The following is a 20,762-nucleotide window of genomic DNA, read 5'->3' on the forward strand; positions in this document are numbered from 1 at the left end:
GCAAACTGCGGTGCTCGACCACCCGGATCACCAGCCTCGTCCAGGCCGTCCTCACCCTCCATCTGACCAGCTCAGAGTGAAGATGGAAAAGGCTCCTTGTCTCCCAGAAGGGCGTCGGGGCGCCTGCGCGGACGGCCCTGTTTCCCGGCCACGGGCGGGATGCCGTCGACCAGGGCCAGGGTCTGGGTGACGTCGTTGACGTTGGCTGCGGTGGTGATGACCTTGAACGGGGTGCCGTTACCGTCGCAGATCAGGTGGTGTTTACTGCCCGTCTTCCCGCGGTCGACCGGTGACGGGCCGGTGGCCTCGCCCCCTTTTTCGCGCGGATGTGGGAGGCATCCACGCAGGCCCGGGTCCAGTCCAGGGCGTCGGCCGCGTGCAGCTCGGCGAGCAGGATGTGGTGCAGCTTGTCGAAGACGCCGGCCTTGTGCCATCGACCCAGCCGACGCCAGCAGGTCTGTCCGGAGCCGAACCCGAGTTCCGGCGGCAGCAGTTGCCATCTGATGTCGTTGTAGAGCACGTACAGGATGCCCTGCAGGCACCGCCGGTCATCTACGGGCTTCGGACCGGGTGCCTTCTCGGGCCAGGCCGGCAGCAACGGCTCGATCAGCGTCCACAAGTCGTCGTCCACGATCCACGGTCGGTTCCCCACACCTCACGAACGGCAGAATCCTCCTACAAGTCACGCCCCACCAGCCCACGTCCCCAAGATCGTGTTACGAGCTCTTACGGGATACTTCTCCGCATTCGCCGTGAAATCGCGGTGGGTGTCTATGCGTCAATTCGCTCGCATCCGACCTTGATTTATGTGATCTTGACGCAAACTCGGCTGGTGACACCACTCGCCCGATGGATAGCGTTGGTTCGATTGACCTACCCCCACCTCGACGGGAGTCCACAGTGAACCGCCCCGCCCGGCTCGTGACAGCCGTGCTCACCGCATCTGCGGCCCTGCTGCTGACCGCATGCAGCTCGGGAGGAGGTGGCGGATCCGACGGCAACAAGATCTCAGGCGCCGACACAGGCGGCAAGAGCTCCGCGTCGCCCAGCGCCAGCCCGTCGGACGCGGCCGGACGACCTGAGATCAAGCTGCCGTCGGACGTCAATGACACCTTCACACCAGAGGAAAGCGGTGACTCCGTGAAGGACGCGATCCTGCGGGACAACGCGGAACTCATCCGTGCGCTGGACGCGGCGATCGTTGCTCAGAATCCTCGACTCCCAGCCTTGGCCTTCTACACAGACGGCGAGGGTGCTGTGGCCGCGCAGCAGTGGGTCCAGAGCTTCACGAAAGTGGGCTGGACGATCACGGGTACGACGCGGTACTTCAACCGCGCCGTGAAGGTGAAGTCCCCTACCAGTGCCGCGATCGGATACTGCTCCGATGAAAGCAAGGCATACAGCAAGGTCATCAAGACCGGTCAACTCCAAGGCACGAAGGTGTCCAAGGACAGCTACGTCGCCTATAGCGCCGAGGTCGCCAAGAACAAGCAGGGAATCTGGCAGCTCGTGAAAATCACGTCTTCCCGTGGCGCCGCCGGGTGCCAGCCGTGACCAGACTTCTCCGCCTCTCTGCGGTCGCCGTCGCCGCGGGGTCCCTCTGGCTGTGCTCAATGCCCAGCGCCTTCGCCAACAAGACTCCCCCCGGCGGTGGAACGTTCGGTGGAGGGTCGGGCTCGGGTTCGAATACCAGCTCCTCGGGCGGAGCCAACGGCGCAACGGTCTTCGCTTCCGCGGGCGGAGTCGTCTTCGACCGCTCGAAGAACGGCAGCGGCCCCTCTGCCGGCGCCATCACGCCCACGACTTCGTGGACCCCGCCCGCCTGCTACTACGCGCCGAAGTACACGCCCCAGGAGCTCGAATCGCAGATGCGGCAGGTGTGGGAGAGCAGCGCGCCGAGCCCGGAGTGGAGCCTGCAGAGCCAGAACTACTTCGTCAACGGTCACCCGTACAAGGACTTCAACAAGGACAAGACGGGCAAGGGCTACTGGTGGGACTCCTACATCACCAAGGGCAGGGAGGCGGACCCGGCGGCCCAGGACTGCAACAAGCAGCCCTTCTGGGTCGACAAGGGGGCCGCACCACCGGCTGACGTCCCGCAGGCCATCACACCGGAGATGCTCGCCCAGCTGGCCTACGCCGAGATCCGCGTCCCGTCGACCAAGGTCAGTCTGGCCCCCGACGGCACGACTAAGGTGAACCTGCCGACCTGGGCGTGGCTGGACACCACACACTTCAAGCCAGTCTCCGTCACCGCTTCCGTGCCACTGCTCAATCTCAGCGCGACGACCACTGCCGAGCCCGTCTCGCTGACGATCAAGCCCGGCACGGACGACGCGGTCACCTATCCTGCCTCCGGCCAGTGCGAGAGCCACGGCGGACAGATCGGCGAACCCTACGTGAAAGGCAGGGCCGACGAGACTCCGCCCTGCGGAGTGAAGTATCTGCGGTCCTCCGGCGACGGCTCGTACAAGCTGCAGGCAACCATCACCTGGAAGATCAGCTGGACGAGCACAACGGGGCAGGGCGGCGGTCTCCCGGACGGCACGTTCGGCGCCGACCAGGACGTCGTGGTCCAGGAGATCCAGGCCGTCAACCAATAGGCGACGGAACGGGGAAGAACGATGAGCGACATCTACATTGACATCGCCGTACTCAACCACGTGCGCGGCGACATTGCACACATCGGCGAGATCATGGAGCGGCCCGGACGGGAGATGGACCAGGTCGATGGCGAGTCCATGGGCGTGAGCCTGCTTGCGTCACGCATGAACGAATTCGGGGACGAGTGGTCCTACGGAATCAAGCAGATCAAGAAGTTCTCCGGTGCGGCCGTCAAGACCCTCGACAAGATGAAGCAGGCGTTCGAGGCTCTCGACGACAAGTTGGCCGAGGAAATGCGGAAGGCTCAGGAGGGATGCGCGTGAGCGACGTCTTCCAGTGGACATCGCCCACGCAGACCTCACCCTTGAAGGATCAGTACCCGGCTCTGGGATTCGTGCCCTGTCCCGGTGACCCCCACACCGCCAAACACGTGGCGAACATCCTGCAGCGCACGTCCAAGGCGCTGCACGAGATATCCGATGTCCTGCACGGCACGGGTGAGGGTGACTGGAAGGGGCGTCACGCGGACGCGTTCCGCGAGCAGTTCGACGACAACTTCCGGCCCAAGGTCGACCGGGCGAAGCGGTCCTTCAGCAAGGCCGCGCGGGCCCTGACGGACTGGGCCGACGCGATGCCGGACTGGCAGCGCCAGGCAGAGGCCCTGGAGCGGCACGCACAGGACGCCAAGGCCGCAGGGCACGCGGCGAACGCGAAGCTGGCCAGCCTACCCCCCAAGCCGCTACTCGACCTGCCACCGAAGGACGACGCCGAAGAGCGCAAGCAGGAGAAGACCGAGAAGCAAAGATCCGCGGCGGAGCTGGCGGCCGCCACGGCGCAGTCGGACCTCGACCGGATTCGCGCCGAGGCGCGCAAGCTGGCCACCGACTACGACGTCGAAGGCCGGAAGGTCGCGAGGCGCCTCGACAAGGCGATGAACATCGCGCCGAACGAGCCAGGCCCGCTGGAGAAACTGGGTGACGCGCTCGTCAGTATCGGGAAGGCCCTCAGCAAGCTCGACGACATCGTCGACGCGGTCGTCAGCGCAGCCGTGGCCGATGCGGTCAAGTGGCTCAAGGCGCATGCGAACGCCATCGCGGCCCTCGGCGATGTCCTCGCGACCGTGAGTGGTGCGCTGGGCGCGATTTCGCTACTCCTCCTCCTTATTGCCCCGGTAACAGGTCCGGCGGCCCCCGTGTTCGCCGCAGCAGCGGCAGCTGTAGGTGTCGCTTCAGGCGCCTTCGCCATCGGCGCCCTGGGATTGCACGGCGTCGCCCGTGCAGTCGGCGGCGAATCCGTGGTCTCTAACCGAACTCTGGCTCAGGACGTTCTCGGCGCGCTGCCATTCGGCGGTGCCTTTAAGGGCGTTTCGCGAGTGGTCGCGGCCAGCCGTGCGGCGGACGCGACAGCCAACTTCGGTCTGGTGGACACCGTCGCTTCCTTCATCGCCGATCCGACCGCCCTCGGGTACTTCGTCCCGAAAAACGACCGACAAGATGTCGAAGCGGCACTACCGGGCGGTGATCTCCTCGTGGCGTTCGAGAACGCCTGGAAAACTGGCAGCAAGAAGGACAAGGCAGCCCAGTAGGCAAGGTGAGCCGCACGATGAAAGACGCAGAGATCCTGGCCCACTTCGATGGGCGAGGCCAAGCCGAGTTCCTTCTCGGAGGCTTCGAGGGAAGGCAGTCCGACCAGATCACGGCGATCGGCTACGAACTCGGCTACGACCTCCAGACGACCGAGATGCCCAGCAAAAGCACGATCCGTCTGATCTTCGTGCGGAACGACTCGCCGACGGCTCGCCTACGCGCCCAGCAGTCCCAGGACCGGCTTCGCGCAGGAGGCCCGCTTCTGCAGACGTGGGTACCCTCCACTGCCCAACCCGAGGCATCCATGCCGGTCACAGGCGCCGAGATGGCGTCGAAGCGACGGGGACTCGCCGCCTACGAGGCCAACGGTTCCAAGAAATTCACCGCGTTGATCGCTGTGCTCAGCATCGGAAGCTTCGTCCTCGCCTGGGTGCTGCGCGACAGGCCGGGTGCCGCCCTCGCCGTCGTGGTTGTTCTGGCTATCCCCTTGGCCGTGACCGCGGTCCTGACTCCAAAGTGGATGAAGGGTTGGTACGAGAACAACCGGCGGCTGGTAGACCTCTACGACCAACAACGGGCCGGCCAGGTGGGACCCCCGCCGCCCCCGCCACTTCACCGGCCCTCCAAACCACGGCACCCCGGCGAAGGGAGCGGGCGGTGATACGGGTCGATTTCTCGGTGCCCGCCGAGTTCGAAGAGGTGCCTTTGGGCATGGACTTCGACAGCGCTTGGGCAGAGGTGAACGCCCGGAACGCGTGCGAGTCCTTGGCATCAGATGCCGAACAGCGGCAACGGGCAGAAATGGCTCGCACACTGCAGCGGATCTCGCGATTTCTACAGGAAGCCGGCGTTGTGTACGCGGCGAACTGCTTGCACTCCTTCGAGGGCGAGATCTCGCTCGGCTCGCTCGCCGTCGCAGTCGTGGACTTCCCCTACGGCGAGGATGTCGCCACAGCTGTCAGAGGAACCCTTCGAGGCGTCCTCGACTCGCGAGGCTCCGGCTGGACCGCATCGGTGATCGACGCTCCGTGCGGACAGGCTGCCGTTTTCACCGGTGGCCAGAGCTATGTCCTTCCCTCGGTGTTCTCCCCCATCGGCGAGGAGATCGAGGTACTCACAGCCCAGTTCCATGCGATCGTCCCCATCCCGCCCGAGGCAGGTGGAGACGGGCAGCGCATGTGCCTGCTGGCCTTCTCCACGCCCCAGATCACTCACTGGGAGAAGTGCTACGCCCCGATCATGGCCACCGCCCTGCGAAGCCTCCGCTTCACGCAGGACGATCCAGCTGACGCTCCCGACAGCCCGGCCGACGCCGCCCCGCAGCCAGAGGTTACGTCCGCTTAGGTGTTGTGCGATCAAGCAGCGCACGCCCATGAGTGATCAACCCCGTCGCACGCCGGACGCAATTACGGTACTGAGCCGCACCAGGTACCTGTTCCCCCCATGGGCTGAACTTGTTGATCTTGACCCGCATGCGGAGCCCATCAAGCAGGATGATGTTGCGGCTCGCGAGGTTGCGAGGCGGCCAACCTACTTGAAGGCAGAAGATGTTAAAGGCATGGAGTGCTCTTGCGGTCGGGCTCTGGTGGGTAGCGCTGGGTCTGCTGATAGGCACAGCCGGAGCCGGCCGACGTGACGGGTTGACGATGTCGGAACGGATCGCCCTGCCACTCGCTCGTTGGCTGGCCAAGCGAAGTGATCAGCATCTTGGCAAAAAGAATGACGAGCTCAACGACTTATTCAGGCTCAGTGATGCGGCTCGGAGGTTTCTCAAACGCGAAGACACACTCGCTCAAACCGAGATTTATGGCATGACCATCAGGTGGTTCCCTGGCGTGGCCTTGGCGGTAGTGGCGGGCGCCCTGCTAGCCCTTCGGGTCGCACGGAGTCCGTTGGGGGACTGGGGGGAGACGCTCGCCTTGTACTCGTTCATAGCGATCTTGATCTTGACCTTGCTGGTGCTGCTATGGACAAGTACGCCGCAGCGGTCGCGGTGGAGTACGTGGGCGCTCTCCAGCAATGCTCGTAGGGCATTCCTTGCACTCAGTAGATCGTTCAGGAACGACGATCATGGCAGGCCTGCCTTTCAACCACCGCAGGCATCCGCTGTCAGAGAGTTGGAGAACCTAGCACTCTCGATGGAGCGGTATGCCGTCCAACGAGCTCGGCCAGACGGGCAGGCCCCGATGACAGAAGTGGTGAAGGTCTACGGCTCTGCGGCTCTGGCGATGCGGTCACTCCGGGACATGATTGAGGTCGACCGAGAAGACGCTCGTGAGCAAGCTCTTCGTGAGGTTCGGCGGATCATCGAGTTGTTCGCATCTGGGGGGTCGGTAAGGGAACTCGCACCGCTCAACGATGATGTGCTGGACCTCTTGCAGCAAAGCTCGCAAAGGGGGACTCGTAGGCGCCGATCCTTGGCCGTAGTTCTTTTCACGATTGTTGCAGGACTTCTCGCATTCGTGCTGGTGAAGGCAGGCCTCCCGGAGCCGGCAGCCGCCGTGGTCGCCGCACTGATTACCATCTGGACAGCTCATCTTCGGTTGCCCGGCGCTGCTTCATCCGTCTGACGACGAGTCTTGGTACTGGTCATTAGGCACAGGAGCCCTCCTGACCGGGCGAGAGGCCCACCAATTGCAGACGAAGGGACCGCCTCTACCGCTGACGTGATGCCGCTGACCGGTCGAGAAGACAAGCCGCGCCGGCTGTGACCTTTGGGCGTAGTGTGCTGGCCGCGCAGCTCAGCAAGGGGAAAGCCGTAGCCCCTGCGGAGCAGTCTTCGGGACCTGTACCGGGGGACCTGTCCCCGGGTGGTGGACACCTCTGAGCCCGGCCCTGGCAGGGGCCGGGGAGGAGGGATCTCTTATGGTTATGAAGGTCTACTCGCCCGAGTTCAAGGCGGACGCCGTCGCGCTGTACCTGTCGGACCCGAGCCACACCTTCGAGGGCATCGGCAAGGACCTGGGCATCAGCCGGGAGACGCTGCGTAACTGGGTGCGGGCCGAGCGGGCCTGCCGCGGTGAGAGCGGCACGACGAGCACAAACACGAAGGAATTCCCGGTGAGCGAGGCCACGAAGCAGGAGCTGGAGGCCGAGATAGCGGCCCTGCGCGCGGAGCTGAAGACCGTGCGCAAGGAGAACCAGAAACTGGCCACCGAACGGGACATCCTGCGCAAGGCGACGAAGTTTTTCGCCACCGAGATGAACTGGTGAACCGCTTCAAGTTCATTGAGGACCACCACCACGCCTGGGGCGTGAAGCGGTTGTGTCACGTGCTGGAGGTCGCCCGCTCCAGCTTCTACAAATGGCGGGCCGGCCGCCAGGCCCGCGCCTCGCGCGAGCGGGCGGACGCCGCGCTCGCCGAGCGGATCAGGGCCGTGCACGCCGAGTGGGACGGCACCTACGGCCGGCCCCGGATCACCGCCGAGCTGCGCGACGACGGTGAGCGCGTGAACCACAAGCGTGTCGGACGGGTCATGCGCAAGTACGGCATCGCCGGGCTGCGGCTGCGCAAGCGCCAGGTCACCACCGTGCCCGAGCCGTCCGCCACGCCGGTGCCGGACCTGTTCCGGCGCGACTTCACCGCCACAGCGCCGAACACCAAATACGTCGGCGACATCACCTACCTGCCCGTCGGTGACGGCGAGTTCCTGTATCTGGCGACCGTGATCGACTGCTTCTCACGCCGCCTGGTGGGCTGGTCGATCGCCGACCACATGCGCACCTCGCTCGTCGCCGACGCACTCCGGGCAGCCGCCGCAACCCGCGGCAACCTGGCCGGAGCCGTATTCCACAGCGATCACGGAGCCCAGTACACCTCCCGCCAATTCGCTGATCTCTGCGCCGAGTTGGGGGTGCGACAGTCCATGGGCGCAGTCGGCACGAGCGCGGACAACGCGCTCGCCGAGAGCTTCAACGCGGCCCTCAAACGCGAGACACTCCGCTGCGCCCGCCGCTTCGACGGGGCCCCCGCCTGCCGCCTGGCCGTCTTCCGCTGGACCACCCGCTACAACACCCGCCGCAGGCACTCGGCGAACGGACAGCAGGCACCGATCGCCTACGAGCAGCAGTCAGCTACCCTGACACTCGCCGCATAACGACACGAACAGGTGTCCACCCCTCGGGGACAAGGCCCTTCCTGGAGGAGCTGTTCGCCGGCAGGCGGGTGCGGACCGGTGTGATGGTCGCCATCAACGCGGAGAAGGTCGTGGCCGCGGAGCGTGATCCGGCCCTGCGCGCGGCGATCGACGCGGCCAGGTACCGCTATGCCGACGGGATCAGCATCGTACGGTCGATCCGGAAGAAGTACGGCGCACACCTCGAGCGGATCGCCGGAGTCGACCTGTGGCAGAGCATGATGCGCCGGGCCGGGCGGGAACAGGCCACGGTGTTCCTGCTCGGCGGCAGGCCCGAAGTGCTCCAAGCGGTGCGCCAGCGGCTCAGAGACGACTGGCAGGTCGAGATCGTGGACGGCCAGGACGGCTACTTCGACCCGAGCGAACGGCCCGCTCTCCTTGAGCGCATCAAGCACAGCGGGGCGGACATCGTCACAGTCGCCCTGGGGTCACCCAAGCAGGAGTTGTTCATCCACGAGTGCAGTCAACTGCACCCAGACACGCTCTACATGGGCGTGGGCGGCACATTCGACATCGTCAGCGGACAGGTCAGGCGCGCACCACGGCTTTGGCGCGGGCTCGGCCTGGAGTGGCTCTACCGGGTACTCACGCAGCCCAGCAGGCTGGGCCGACTGGGCCGGCTCGTCACATACGCCCGCTACCACTACGGCAACCTGCTGTAGCCGAGAACAGACCGCTCCTCCAAACAGACAAAGGGAAGCGAAACACCATGGACCTGGTGGTCATCGGGCTCGGGTACGTCGGCCTGCCCCTGGCACGCGAGGCCTGCCGAGCCGGACTCACTGTTGGCGGTTTGGACACCGACGCCGGGGTCGTGACCAGGCTGGCGGCCGGACTGTCCCACGTGGACGACGTCTCCGACGAACACGTGGCCGGGATGCTCGCCACCGGATTTCACCCCACGACCGATGAGAGCGTGCTGGCCCAGTCCGCCACGATCGTGATCTGCGTACCCACTCCGTTGACCACGCAGGGCGCCCCCGACCTGGCCGCTATCCGGGCCGCCACCGAGGCCGTCGCCAGGAACCTGCGCAAAGACACACTGGTCGTACTGGAGTCGACCACCTACCCCGGCACAACCGACGAACTGGTGCGCCCGATTCTGGAAAAATCCGGGCTGCGCGCAGGCCAGGACTTCCACCTGGCCTTCTCTCCGGAGCGCATCGACCCGGGCAACGAGACCTACGGGCTGCGGGACATCCCCAAGATCGTCGGCGGGCTGACCGCGGCCTGCGGCGCCGCCGCGGCAGCGTTCTACGGCAAGTTCATCGAGTCGGTACACCAGGCCAAGGGCACCCGTGAGGCCGAACTGGCCAAGCTGCTGGAGAACACCTATCGGCACGTCAATATCGCGCTGGTCAACGAGATGGCCGTGTTCAGCCACGAACTGGGCATCGACCTGTGGGACGCCATCGACTGCGCGGCCACCAAACCGTTCGGCTTCCAGACCTTCCACCCGGGCCCGGGCGTCGGTGGACACTGCATCCCCATCGACCCGAACCTGCGCTCCCACCGAGTGCGCTCACTGGGCTACCCGTTCCGGTTCGTCGAGCTGGCACAGGAGATCAACGCACGGATGCCGGACTACGTGGTCGAGCGGGCCGGGCGACTTCTGGCAAGGCACGGGCTCGAACTCAACAGGGCCCGCGTACTGCTGTGCGGCGTCACGTACAAGGCCGACATCAGCGACCTGCGGGAATCCCCCGCCGAGCAGGTTGTGCGCCGACTGCGGGAGTCCGGAGCCGAGGCGGTCTTCCACGACCCACACGTGCAACAGTGGCAGGTCGACGGCTCGGCCGTGCTGAGAGCGACGGATCTGACACAGGCGCTGGCGGAAGCCGACGTGACGATCATCGTCACCCACCACCGAAGTTACAACCCGGAGGTGCTCGCCAGACACGCGCGGCTTGTACTCGACACCAAAGGCCGCATGCGCGGCCTCGCCGCAGACACCGTCGAGGTCTTGTGAGCCCGAAGGAAGTTCGCGTGCGGCTGTGCGGCCGCGGACTCCTTCCTCTGCCCCCAGTGGAAAAGTGCGCCATCGACCGGAAGACCACCGTTCCGAGGTTCGCGCCATCCTTGACGGCGAGCGTTGCGCCGGCCCTCAGGAGAGCCTGTGTCGCATCGCTGATCTTGTAGAGCCCTTGCGCGCTGGCGAATGCGTTTCCGAGGTTGCCGGCCACGGTCGCCGTGTTTCCGATCGAGGCGAGGACTGTGGAAATCTGCTTACGGTCGGCGGCCGACACGAGCCCGAAGTTGATGAGATCGGGCTTGAGTTCCGCCGGGACATCACCGAAGACGACAGCAACCTCGGGGAGCACCTCCGCCAGTCCCGTCGACGCCGTCGATGAGTCGATGCCCGAGTCGGGTGTCGCATTGTCCACAACAGGTGAGCCGGCGGTATCGCTCCGGCCGTTCTCCTCAGGCTCGACCATCTCCATCGAGTCGAAGGATCCTGCATGCGATCTCCTCACCGCGAGGTCGCACAACGGCCAGATGTCGTCGGCGTTCAGTGCCGGAGCCTACGGCTCGACGCCCTGCGGTTCAGCCCGAATCCAGTGCTGCTTCCGCATCCGCCAGTGACCCGATGACGTCCGCCCCGTCGCATCCGGTGTCGTATCCACCGTCGCGTCCGTGTGCGCGCTTGGATACGACACCCTCGTTCCGACCGAAAGTGCAGGCCGGGGGCTCTGCGAGCCACCTGTAAGTGAGGGCGACTGTATATCGGTGCAGCAACGCATCCCGATCTCCAACAGCTCGGCGGCCCGGCTTCCTCTTCGCACATGTGGTGTCAGCTCGCCTCGTGACCAGCAACCTTGTTGGTCGCCTCCTCCAGCTTCAAACCCCATTCCCATGCCGGCGCCCGCCCTGGCACCGGCCGCCTGACCATGAGGCTGTCCGAGGGCCGGTGAGAGCGTCCCGGCCCAGGCCACACCTGCAGGCGGATCCGCGCACACACTCGAATACGTGCATTCCAGGCGACCGGTGTGCCTGTGTTTTAGTCGTGTGTGCCGCAGGCCACGACACCTTGTGTCGTAGCGGCGGGATTTCCCCTGAAAACCCGTCGTGAATTCACGAGAATTCCAGCATTATCAAGCCGGAATCCCGCTTCAAGCCGGGTGCGGGTCGAGCTATATTTGAATTGTTCCCGAGAAGGCCGGGAAAGGAAATCCCTCGTATGGGGTCCGCCCGAAAACGGATGATGGGTGGAGTGTGTCCCGAGGGCGGTCATTTCCGAATTCGAATTAGCTGGTTCCCGGTCAAGGAGTGAAAGGAATTCACCCGATGACGAGCCCTGCCATGCCCGCCTCTGTCCCCACGCCCGCATCGTCCACCCCGGTATCCGCGCAGGCGGCCCCCACGCAGCCCAGCGCGCCCACGCCCCCGGCGGGGCCGCCGCCCGGCCCGGTCGGCAAGGCCCGCCCGGGGGAGTTGCGGGCGAGGATCGCGAAGATCCTGGCCGTCAACCCGGGTACGGGGTTCACGGTGACGGAGCTGGCGAAGATGCTGGGGCATTCGGGCGGGGCGGTCGGCAACGCGTGCGAGACGCTGGTGTGCCGGGGCGAAGCGGAGCGGTCGGGCGCCAAACCCCGTACCTACCGGGCGACTTCCATGACGGGCGCCGCAGCCCAGCAAGTCCCAGAATCCGCGCCGCGCCGAGCTCGGCTGTCTCGGTGCCGCACCAGTCGGCCGGGCAGGCACCAGTGGCCTCGTCGCCGGGCGGGCGGCCGGGGCCGATCACCCGGCCGAACGGGCAGAAGTACCACCCTCGGGCGTTGGCGCAGCTGCCGGATGTCGAGGCGCTGCGGCGGCTGAGGGAGGCGCAGGTGCCGGTGTTGTTGTACGGGCCGCCGGGGACGGGGAAGACGTCGCTGATCGAGGCGGCGTTCCCGGACCTGATCACGGTGGCCGGGGACGGTGACACCACGGTCGGTGACCTGATCGGCGAGTACACCCAGGACTCAAGCGGCGGCTACGAGTTCCTCTACGGGCCCCTGGTCACCGCCATGCAGGAGGGCCGGGCCCTCCTCCTGGACGACGCCACGCTGATCTCCCCGAAGGTGCTGGCGGCCCTGTATCCGGCGATGGACGGGCGCAGGCAGATCCAGGTCAAGGCGCACAAGGGTGAGACGATCACCGCCGCCGACGGCTTCTACGTGATCGCCGGGCACAACCCGGGCGTGCACGGCGCGGTCCTCACCGAAGCCCTCGCCTCGCGGTTCAGCGTGCAGATCCAGGTCGGCTCGGACTACGACCTGGCCGCCGCGTTGAAGATCAACCGTACGGCGGTGCGGATCGCCCGCCACCTCGCCGCCAGCCAGCAGGCCGGAGACGTCGGTTGGGCCCCGCAACTGCGGGAGCTGATCGCCTTCCAGAAGATCGCGGACGTACTGGGCACGGAGGCCGCCTTCGCCAACCTGGTCGGCATCGCGCCCTTGGAGGACCGCGACACGGTCGCCGAGATCGTCACCAAGGCCATCGGCCGCCCGGTCAGCGCCCTGGCCCTGGGCCGCCAGCTCTGACAACGCCCGCCCAGGGGGCCGGGAACACACCCGGCCCCCGGCCACCGCACCACCCGCCAGCCTCTTCCCGGAAAGGGCCTGATCGCCCATGCCTGCACCCGCCCACCTCCTGCCCGCACCGCCCCCGCTGACCGAGCTGGAATGCGACCTCGCCCGCTGGGCTGACGACGGCGGCCCCGTCTGCGAGCCGCGCCCGCGTCCGCAGGCCGCGCAGTGGCTGAGGATCTCCGCCGCCCTGGGGGAACGACTGCCGGAACTGGCCGGACGCGAGGACGTGATCGTCACCTGCGAGCCCGGCACCCGCTCCGGAGCCCCGGCGGCCTTCTACCCTGCCCTCGCCCAACTGGAGATCGACGCGGGCCTGTTCGCCCCGCTCCACCCCGCCACCATCCACCCCACCCGGGTCGGGGACGAGCTGCGCTACCCGGCCGCCTGGGGAGCCTTCACCCACGAGGCCGCCCACGCCGCCCACAGCCGCTGGAGCACACCAGCCGCGCTACGCGGCACGGCACTGGATGTGGCAGCCCAGCTCCTGGAAGAGGCACGCGTGGAGAAGGCGCACCTGGCCCGCCGCCCCGGCGACCGGGGCTTCCTGCGGGCCGCCGTCCACAGCCTGGTCCTGCCGGACTTCACCGCCCAGACGCCCACCGACCCATGGCAGGCCGGGGCGGCGGCGGGGCTGATCCTGGCCCGCCGCGATGCAGGCATCCTCGACCCGGACGAAACCCAGCCCCTCAACGAGGCACTCACCGCCCTCCTCGGCCCCGACCTGCTGACCACCCTCGCGCACATCTGGACGGCCGCCCACACCACCGCCGACGACGACGCCCAGGCGATGATCGGCCACGCCGAGGCCTGGTGCCAGGCCCTCGGAGCCACCCCGGAGGCACCGGAACCCGCCCCCGACCCCACCGGCTCCAGGGGCGAACTCGCCGACGTGGTCGGCAAGATCGCCGCAGCGGTGGCGGCGAGGGAAGCCGAACAGGCGGCGGCCCAGGCCCGCGCCCATGCCGCCAGCAGCACCCGCGCCCGCGCGAAGGCAGCCCAGGCCGCCCACGCCCGCCAGGCCGCCGAGATCGCCAAGAAGGTCTTCACACCCGGGGCACGGCCCTTCACCCCCGAAAGCCAGCGCAGCAAGGCCCGTTACGCCCCCTCGCCGGTGACCGGTACCCGCCCGCCCACCGCCGGAGAGAAGGCAGCGGCGGGACGGCTGGCCCGGGCGTTGCGGGCGGCGGCCTACCGGGAACGCACCGTCACCGTCACCGCCTCGGCGGTCACGCCCGGGCGGCTGAGCATGCGCGGCGCCCTGGCCCGCGACGCGCAGAAGGCGGCCGGAGCCCTCCCCACCGCCCAGCCCTGGATCCGCACCCAGCGCCACCAAGGCCCCACCCCGCCCCTTCGAGTCGGTATCGCGGTCGACGTCTCCGGCTCGATGCTCGCCGCCGCAGCCCCGATCGCCTCGGCCGCCTGGATCATCGCCAAGGCCGCCGCGCTGACCGACCCGGACTCGCGGACGGCAACCATCGCCTACCGCAGGGCCCTGACCGCGATCACCGCACCCGGCCGCACCCCGGCCCGGGTGACCGAGTTCGACGCCGACGGCGGCGGCCACAGCCTCGCCGAGGCCGCCGACGCCCTGACCGCATCCCTCGACCTCACCACACCCGGCGCGGGCCGCCTGCTGGTGATCGCCTCCGACGGCCGCTACCGCCCCGACGAGGCCACCCGCGCCGCCGACCGCATCACCACCCTCCGCGCGGCGGGGTGCGCGGTGCTGTGGCTCGCCTTCGAACCCGACCCCCGCCCGCTGCCGGGCGCCACCCTCCTGGAGCTCACGGACCCGGCCCAGGCCGTCACCGCGATCGGCAAGGCCGCCACCGCCGCCCTCACCGCCACCAACCCCTAACCCGCCGGTGCCGCCCCCGGCAGGCCCGGGGGCGGCACCCCCGCCCCGTCACCGTTCACCCACCCCGACCGCGAAGGAGCCACACGCTCATGACGTCACTCGCCGAACGCGCCCACGCCGCCGCCGTGTTCATCCGCCACCACACCGCCGTCAGCCCGCACGGTCGCCACCGGGGCGAGGAACACGCCCGCACCGCCGTACGGCTGGCCGCCGCCCTCGGCCTCGGCCTGGACCAGATCACCACCGCACCCGACTGGCTGCGCCGCCGCACCACCCCGGGCGAGCCGGTCCTGGCTACCGCCACCTGCCCCGACACGAACGAGAAGTACGTCTTCCTCGCGCGCTTCCCGATCTACGAGGACGAAGCGTTCGAACTCCTCGGCCCCTGCCCCGAATGCTCCGGCCAAGTCCCGCTCGCCTTGGTCCGGCACCTCGCCGACCTCGGCACATATCTGGCCCGCCCGCCGCTCAGGCCCGGTGACATCCCGGAGGCGGACACAGTGCCTGACACCTTCAAGGTCGACGAAGGCCACACCAGCACCTGCCGCTACGGAGAAATCCGCTAACACCCCCCGTCATCACCCAGTCAACAGGAAAGGCCGCCAGCCATGACCAACCGCATCAGCCGCATCCCGGGCACGGCAGCCCGCACCAACGTGCCTCCCGTCCCCGGCCGTTCGGCTTTCGACCCGCAGATCAGCCCCGGGCCCGGCACCCAGTCGGTACGAACGGTCCTCGGCGAGGACGGCTACCGGCGCCTGACCGACCAGTGCCGACTGCGCGGTACCGCGCTCGGCGCGCTGGCCTGCCTCGTCCGGGACACCGCTCGCGAAGCCGACCGCCTCCACGGGAAACTGCGTCGCCACGCCGCCCAGGTGCACGACCGTCTCAGCGACGCCCTCAACCCCCACCTGGACGCGGCATTCGTCCCGGTCACCGGCCTGCTCGCCAGCACCGGCCACACCACCGACCTGCACGCCGCCCGCCTCGCCCAGCAGATGAACCAGGTCACCCTCGTCCTGGAGAGCTACCAGGCCGCCGTACGGCACACCGGAGGCGCGTGACCCGGCGCACTTGACTTTGAGGGGGCCTGTGAACGGGCCCCCGTCCGTCCCCCTTTCGCCGCATGGCGGGTCGGGGACACGACACGGGCCCGCTGCCGTTCCACAGCGACGCCAGCTTGTGCACCAGCTCCTTCACCGTGCACACGCTCCTCGAAGCCACCGACGACGGCCAGGCTCCGCCGCTCGCCGAACTCCTGGCTCAAGCGGTGGACCACATGCCGGCCGAGAACCGGGCCGACCTCGATGCGCCCGACCTCGCCTGGGCCGTCGCCGAGGTCGCCGTGCAAGTGCTGGTTTGCACTCGCACCCCTCTCCGACCGCAGGAGCCGAACCTGGCAGGCTGCCTTCCGCCCCTCGACCGGCTACCCCACGCGGCTCGCACCGGCTTGCTCGCAGCAGCCACACGACGCACCACCCGTCGCTCGGACAACGCTGCGCCGCCCACCCCGCGCGACCCAGCGCCGGGGCGCTGCCCCTGTCCGTGCAACAGCGGTGGCTTTGTTGCATATGGAACGTGTGAGCTGACCAGGGCTACCACGGCGCCGATTTCCAGGCGGGATCCGAGACCGTTGAGAAATCCGAGGCCACCACTGGACAGCTTCCACTCGGTCCGGGTACCCCGCAGCACACGCCGTCGTAAGGCGCGAACGCCGCGGGGGAGGTAATTCTTCCGGAGCGTTGCGCTGGTCCTTTCGGCCGCCCACAGGACTGACGGTACATGAGCCGTCAGTCCTGAGTCGACGCCTTGTCAAGCCTGCTGACGCCGTCACGGACTCGCGTTCATGTCGCCAGAACGAAACCCAGGAGCGACATGATGCTGACCGTGGCCACCGGGATCACCACGATTCGCCGAGGGTACTCGTGCTTTTCCCTTTTTATACCTCGGCGCCATTCCTCGCGGTATTGGAGGAGCAGTTTCCTGTTCGGGAGGAAGCCGATCACCAACCCGGTCACCATGAACGAATAGGCGACGAGCATCTGCTGAGGAGTCCAGGGATGGTACTGGAGCCCACCTATCATGACCATTCCGAGGCAACATGCGACGAAGATGACGAAACACGCCACCGTGACCTTGCGGTTCTGAAGCCACCTGTCCAGGGTGAAACAAAAGATCAGGGTAGCGCAGATTGCCATGAGTACGAGATAGACGAGGGGGAGCCGTGCGAGCATCCGGATCGGGTCCTTTCGGCAGCGCGCAAGGGCTGACGGCACCCGCCGTCAGCCCTTGCGCGGACTGTACAACACCATCAATTTGGAATCAGAGGGATCCCAGCAGGCTGATGACCGGCGACACGAGGTCATGCCCGAACTGTGTGATCTTGGTGGCGACCTCGGATCCTCCCAGAGCACCGATCCACTTGGACTGTCCGAAGGTGAGCAGCCCCAAGGCGGCGCTTCCAAGGGATGACTCAAGCTGGCTGCTCGTCCATCCGTAGCCGATTCCGGTGAAGAGAACGTTGAGCGCGGAGAAGGCCATGGAGGCGTACCCGAAGCCGGCGGCAGGGGCTTCCGCGAACGGCACGGCCGGAGGGAAGAACACGCCGACAGCGAGGCCTCCGAGGCCTATGCCGGCGGCGGCGAAGCCGGTGGCGATACTTGCCCAGTTGGTGGCGTTTGCCAGCCATCTGGCGTCGTTCTTCCACCAGGGCAGGCCGCCCTTGACGGTGTCGTTTTCGGGTGTGTCGGCGGGGTTCTTCCCGGCTTCCTTGGCCTTGCGTGCTTCGTCGGCGGCCTTCCTGGCCGCCTCCGCGATTTCGGTCTTCCGCTTGTCCGCGGCGATCTGGTGGGCCTGGCTTGCCGCCGCTGCTGCAGTCTGGGCGTCTTTGCCCGCCTGGATGGCGGAGGCGCGTGCCGAGGTGGCGGACGCCTGAGCGGAGTTGGCGGAGGCCACCGCCTCGTGTGCGGCATCCACAGCCAGGTTGGCGGAGTAGTTCGCCGAACGCGCGGCGGTGCGGGCGGTGGCGGCCGCCTGCTGCGCCTGGTCGGCGGAGGCTTGCGCGTTCTTCGCCGACTGCTCCGCGGCGTCCGCGTTCGCGTTCGCCTGCTTCGCGTAGTCGGCGGCCTGCTGGGCCGACGCCTTCGCCTGGTCCGCCCAGTGCTGCGCCTCCGTGGCGGCGTTGCGGGCTCTTGCCGCCGCCTCCTGGGCGCGGGCAGCGGCTTCCTGCGCCTTCTGCGCGATCTTCGCGGCGGCGGCGAGCGCGCCCTGCATGGCGGCGGTGTGGGTGGCGGAGTCGTAGTCGAGCTGCGCGGTCTTGTACTGCACGGAGGCGAGGAAGTTGCGGCGCATCCACGCCGGGCCTTCCATCGCGGCCTGCGCGTGGGCTTTGGTGTACGGGCCGGCCGTGCCGGTGAGGGTCGCCGTGGCGACCGCGTCATCGTCCCGCTGTGCGGCCTCGTATGTGACGCTGAGGAAGTCGTACAGAGCCTGGGCGGTTCCGGCGTTCAGCGCATCGTTGGCCGCTTTCTTCACTGCGGAGCCGGGGTTGTTGGCCAGGACACGGGCGACCGCGACGCGGTTGTCCATCGCGGCGGCCTCGATGACGCCGGTACGGAGGAACGTGGTCGCGGCGTCCGGGTCGTCGCTCTGCAGAGCTTTGGTCGCGGCATCGGCGACGTCCGGGGTTGAGGTCTGGGCCAGGTACAGGACGGTCTCCCGGTCGTCCTGCTGCTGCGCTATCCGCCGGTCGGCGTCGATCCAGGCAAGGATGTCGGCGTCCGCGCCGGACAGGGCGAACCGTGCCGCTGCACGCGACCAGGTGCCTCGGGAGTTCATCATGGCGATGGCTGCCTTGCGCCCCAGGGTGGTGGCAGCGCCTGTGTCGCCGGCCTTCAGCGCCGACTCGGCTCGGGAGAAGAGGTCATTGGTGGCCTGGTCGGCCCGCTCGGCCTGGGTACGCTTCTCGGCGAGTTCGGCCTTCTCTTGCACTTCGATCTGTGCGAGCAGGCTGGCTTCCTGCATGGCCTGCTTCAGATCCTCGTCCAGGCGCTGCTGCTCGGCGTCCCGTGCCTTCTTCTCCACCTGGACCGCCTGGTTCACCGCGTCGGTGGCCGTGTTCGCGGCCTTGGTGGCCTCGTTGGCGAACTCGGTGGACTTCTTGGCGTACTCCACCGCCTGGCCCGCGTATTTGGCGGCCCACTCGGCGGCGTCCGCGGCTTTGTCCGCGTGGTCGGCGGCGCTGTTGGCCGCGTCGCGTGCGGTGCGCGCCGCGGCTGCCGCGGTGTTGGCCAGGGCTTGTGCCGTCCCGGCGGCGTTGGTGGCGATGTCGGCGTTGGAGCTCGCGATCTGCGCCTGGCGCTGGGCCTCTGCGGCATCCGCCTGCGCGTTGCCCGCGGCGGTGGCGGCCGTGGCGGAGGCGTTCGCGGCTGCGGCGGCGTCCCGGGCCGCCGCAGCGGCATCCGAGCCGGCGCTCGCGGCCTGAGCCGAGGCGGTGGCGGCGTAGTCGGCGGCGGTGGCCGCGCTGCGGGCCTGGGCTGCGGCGTTGCGGGCGGCGACGGCGGCGTCCTTGGCGGCGGATGCCTTGGAGGCGTCCTTGGAGGCGGCGATGGCAGCGCCGTATGCCGTGGCGGCGGCAGAACCTGCGGTGGCCGCTGCCTGGCTCGCTGCGGTGGCGGCGTAGGCGGCGCGACGCGACGCTTCGACAGCGGCGTGGGAGGCGCAGATGGCGACACGGGCGGAGTCGGCCGCGCCCTTGGCGGACTCGGCCGCCGTGCGGGCCGCCTGGCCGGCCTTGACCACGTCGCCCTGCGCCGCCTGAGCCTCGGCCGCAGCCTTCTGCGCTGCTTCCTTGGCCTTAGCGGCGGCCTCCACAGCGCGGGCGGCGGCCTCCTGGGCCTGCTTCGTCTTGGCGTCCGCCTTGCTGCCCTCGCGCTGGACGACCGCAACGAGTTCTTCGATCGTCGCGGCTTCCTGGTCACGGGCGCGGGCGATGTGCTGGCCGGTGTCGAGGAACCATTCGATGTCATCGGCACTGCCGGACAGGGCCCGGGAGGCGTACTTCCTGACCTCAGGGCCCGCCTGCACCATGAGCCGAGACACCTGGACGCGCATGTCCTCCAGACGGGCGGTGTACTGGCCTTCGTTAAGGAACTGCTCCAGAGCCGCCTGAGTGCCTGCCTCCAGGGCGGCGCCGCCGTCGCGGCGCACGGCCTTGTCACCGGTGGCCATCACGGTGGCGGTGGCCACGCGCAGGTCCTCGAGCATGGCGGACTTGAAGCCGCCCTTGAGGTAGTCGGCGATGGCCGCGTCACCGGCGTCGATCGCCGCGGCGGCCTCGCGACGGGTGCCCTTCCCGGCTCCCGCGAGGGAGGTGATGATGGCGACCCGGTTGTCCTCTGCGGTCGCTAGGGGTAGCTGGACTGTCAGGAACGTCTGGACGTCGGTGTCGGACGCGATCAACGCGGCTTCCGCGGCGGCGCGGACGGCCTTGCCGCCCAGTAGCCACGCGGTGACGGCCTTCGCCCGGTTGGTGTCGGGCAGGCTGAACGGATCGCCGTCATCCCCGTCCGCCGGCGGGGTGTCAGCCCAGGCGGCCAACGGGTTCAGAACAAGGCTTGAGGCGGCGGTGGCGGCTGCGGTGGCCGCCAGGGCTCCGAGAACGCGCCGCCTGCTCCATAAGGGGGTGTTCACAGTCGTCCTTCACGATTGATGCCTGCCGGCGGCGTAGGCGGCACACCGTCAGACTGCGTGTTGTGTCAGCCGCTGCGCACGTGTTGCCCGGTGCACGGTTACGGGCCGGGCAGGGCATGCGGCGGGGTCGCTCCGTGAACCTACGTGTGTGGAGAGCAAGTTGACTACCTGTGGAGATCGTGAGAACAGCCACATGTGCTAATTGGAGAGTTTGTCATCTTAGAGGTTGTCTCACGTGGTGACGGTGCGAGCTGCGGCATGATGTCTCTTCGTGGGTGTCGATCTGTCGCAGCGGCTGGTTCCTGACGGTCTGTGG

At 68.0% G+C, this 20,762-nt stretch carries 16 protein-coding genes and 2 pseudogenes; 14 read left to right on the forward strand and 4 right to left on the reverse strand.

Annotated features, from left to right (window positions below):
- Nucleotides 1-95: 95 nt before the first annotated feature.
- Nucleotides 96-652, reverse strand: a pseudogene (locus ACWC2T_RS43320) (IS5 family transposase); the annotation flags it as partial.
- Between the two features lie 248 nt (nucleotides 653-900).
- On the opposite strand from ACWC2T_RS43320, the gene ACWC2T_RS43325 reads away from it, so the two are divergent.
- The 10 genes from ACWC2T_RS43325 (at nucleotide 901) to ACWC2T_RS43370 (ending at nucleotide 10,295) form a co-directional block, all read left to right on the forward strand.
- Nucleotides 901-1,554: a hypothetical protein gene (locus ACWC2T_RS43325; RefSeq protein WP_450675795.1), complete on the forward strand. Its 654-nt coding sequence runs from the start codon at nucleotides 901-903 to the stop codon at nucleotides 1,552-1,554.
- Nucleotides 1,542-2,603 carry a hypothetical protein gene (locus ACWC2T_RS43330; protein WP_450675796.1) on the forward strand — a complete coding sequence of 354 codons (1,062 nt, stop codon included), beginning with the start codon at nucleotides 1,542-1,544 and terminating at the stop codon, nucleotides 2,601-2,603. Before ACWC2T_RS43325 ends, ACWC2T_RS43330 begins: the two co-directional genes overlap by 13 nt.
- 21 nt (nucleotides 2,604-2,624) lie before the next feature.
- Nucleotides 2,625-2,927 (forward strand): hypothetical protein, encoded by a 303-nt coding sequence (locus tag ACWC2T_RS43335; RefSeq protein ID WP_450675797.1) that lies wholly within the window; start codon nucleotides 2,625-2,627, stop codon nucleotides 2,925-2,927.
- A complete protein-coding gene (locus ACWC2T_RS43340; protein WP_450675798.1) occupies nucleotides 2,924-4,189 on the forward strand; it encodes a putative T7SS-secreted protein in 1,266 nt (421 codons plus the stop codon). The genes ACWC2T_RS43335 and ACWC2T_RS43340 overlap by 4 nt, the downstream gene beginning before the upstream one ends.
- 17 nt (nucleotides 4,190-4,206) lie before the next feature.
- On the forward strand, nucleotides 4,207-4,851 hold the full coding sequence (locus ACWC2T_RS43345; RefSeq protein WP_450675799.1) for a hypothetical protein: 645 nt from the start codon (nucleotides 4,207-4,209) through the stop codon (nucleotides 4,849-4,851).
- Nucleotides 4,848-5,534 carry a hypothetical protein gene (locus tag ACWC2T_RS43350; RefSeq protein WP_450675800.1) on the forward strand — a complete coding sequence of 229 codons (687 nt, stop codon included), beginning with the start codon at nucleotides 4,848-4,850 and terminating at the stop codon, nucleotides 5,532-5,534. Before ACWC2T_RS43345 ends, ACWC2T_RS43350 begins: the two co-directional genes overlap by 4 nt.
- Nucleotides 5,535-6,436: 902 nt before the next feature.
- Nucleotides 6,437-6,760: a hypothetical protein gene (locus ACWC2T_RS43355; protein WP_450675801.1), complete on the forward strand. Its 324-nt coding sequence runs from the start codon at nucleotides 6,437-6,439 to the stop codon at nucleotides 6,758-6,760.
- Nucleotides 6,761-7,055: 295 nt separating this feature from the next.
- A protein-coding gene (locus tag ACWC2T_RS43360) for an IS3 family transposase (protein ID WP_450675802.1) occupies nucleotides 7,056-8,287 on the forward strand; the annotation gives its coding sequence in 2 pieces (ribosomal slippage) (nucleotides 7,056-7,377 and nucleotides 7,377-8,287; 1,233 coding nt in all).
- Nucleotides 8,288-8,370: 83 nt separating this feature from the next.
- On the forward strand, nucleotides 8,371-8,988 hold the full coding sequence (locus ACWC2T_RS43365) for a WecB/TagA/CpsF family glycosyltransferase (RefSeq protein WP_450675803.1): 618 nt from the start codon (nucleotides 8,371-8,373) through the stop codon (nucleotides 8,986-8,988).
- Nucleotides 8,989-9,035: 47 nt separating this feature from the next.
- Nucleotides 9,036-10,295: a nucleotide sugar dehydrogenase gene (locus tag ACWC2T_RS43370; RefSeq protein ID WP_450675804.1), complete on the forward strand. Its 1,260-nt coding sequence runs from the start codon at nucleotides 9,036-9,038 to the stop codon at nucleotides 10,293-10,295.
- Nucleotides 10,296-11,604: 1,309 nt separating this feature from the next.
- On the opposite strand, the gene ACWC2T_RS43375 is transcribed toward ACWC2T_RS43370, so the two are convergent.
- On the reverse strand, nucleotides 11,605-11,811 hold the full coding sequence (locus tag ACWC2T_RS43375; protein ID WP_450675810.1) for a hypothetical protein: 207 nt from the start codon (nucleotides 11,809-11,811) through the stop codon (nucleotides 11,605-11,607).
- Between ACWC2T_RS43375 and ACWC2T_RS43380 the strand changes: the two are divergent.
- The 4 genes and pseudogenes from ACWC2T_RS43380 to ACWC2T_RS43395 all read left to right on the forward strand — a co-directional run bounded on the left by ACWC2T_RS43380 (nucleotide 11,771) and on the right by ACWC2T_RS43395 (nucleotide 15,819).
- Nucleotides 11,771-12,849 (forward strand): annotated as a pseudogene (locus tag ACWC2T_RS43380) (AAA family ATPase). The gene ACWC2T_RS43375 and the pseudogene ACWC2T_RS43380 sit on opposite strands and share 41 nt — an antisense overlap.
- 88 nt (nucleotides 12,850-12,937) lie before the next feature.
- Nucleotides 12,938-14,755 carry a VWA domain-containing protein gene (locus ACWC2T_RS43385; RefSeq protein ID WP_450675805.1) on the forward strand — a complete coding sequence of 606 codons (1,818 nt, stop codon included), beginning with the start codon at nucleotides 12,938-12,940 and terminating at the stop codon, nucleotides 14,753-14,755.
- Nucleotides 14,756-14,844: 89 nt separating this feature from the next.
- Nucleotides 14,845-15,321, forward strand: coding sequence for a hypothetical protein (locus ACWC2T_RS43390; protein ID WP_450675806.1), 477 nt, complete (start codon nucleotides 14,845-14,847; stop codon nucleotides 15,319-15,321).
- A gap of 42 nt (nucleotides 15,322-15,363) precedes the next feature.
- Nucleotides 15,364-15,819 (forward strand): hypothetical protein, encoded by a 456-nt coding sequence (locus ACWC2T_RS43395; protein ID WP_450675807.1) that lies wholly within the window; start codon nucleotides 15,364-15,366, stop codon nucleotides 15,817-15,819.
- 780 nt (nucleotides 15,820-16,599) lie between these two features.
- Here the strand turns inward: ACWC2T_RS43395 and ACWC2T_RS43400 are convergent.
- Nucleotides 16,600-16,989: a hypothetical protein gene (locus ACWC2T_RS43400; protein WP_450675808.1), complete on the reverse strand. Its 390-nt coding sequence runs from the start codon at nucleotides 16,987-16,989 to the stop codon at nucleotides 16,600-16,602.
- Between the two features lie 88 nt (nucleotides 16,990-17,077).
- On the reverse strand, nucleotides 17,078-20,446 hold the full coding sequence (locus ACWC2T_RS43405) for a hypothetical protein (RefSeq protein WP_450675809.1): 3,369 nt from the start codon (nucleotides 20,444-20,446) through the stop codon (nucleotides 17,078-17,080).
- Nucleotides 20,447-20,762 lie beyond the last annotated feature (316 nt).

The organism is Streptomyces sp. NPDC001393 (assembly GCF_053597455.1).

Coding starts and splice junctions, on each gene's coding strand:
- ACWC2T_RS43390 (WP_450675806.1), top strand. CDS start 14,845: ATGACGTCACTCGCCGAACGCGCCCACGCCGCCGCCGTGTTCATCCGC.
- ACWC2T_RS43370 (WP_450675804.1), top strand. CDS start 9,036: ATGGACCTGGTGGTCATCGGGCTCGGGTACGTCGGCCTGCCCCTGGCA.
- ACWC2T_RS43355 (WP_450675801.1), top strand. CDS start 6,437: ATGATTGAGGTCGACCGAGAAGACGCTCGTGAGCAAGCTCTTCGTGAG.
- ACWC2T_RS43345 (WP_450675799.1), top strand. CDS start 4,207: ATGAAAGACGCAGAGATCCTGGCCCACTTCGATGGGCGAGGCCAAGCC.
- ACWC2T_RS43395 (WP_450675807.1), top strand. CDS start 15,364: ATGACCAACCGCATCAGCCGCATCCCGGGCACGGCAGCCCGCACCAAC.
- ACWC2T_RS43385 (WP_450675805.1), top strand. CDS start 12,938: ATGCCTGCACCCGCCCACCTCCTGCCCGCACCGCCCCCGCTGACCGAG.
- ACWC2T_RS43400 (WP_450675808.1), bottom strand. CDS start 16,989: ATGCTCGCACGGCTCCCCCTCGTCTATCTCGTACTCATGGCAATCTGC.
- ACWC2T_RS43365 (WP_450675803.1), top strand. CDS start 8,371: ATGGTCGCCATCAACGCGGAGAAGGTCGTGGCCGCGGAGCGTGATCCG.
- ACWC2T_RS43335 (WP_450675797.1), top strand. CDS start 2,625: ATGAGCGACATCTACATTGACATCGCCGTACTCAACCACGTGCGCGGC.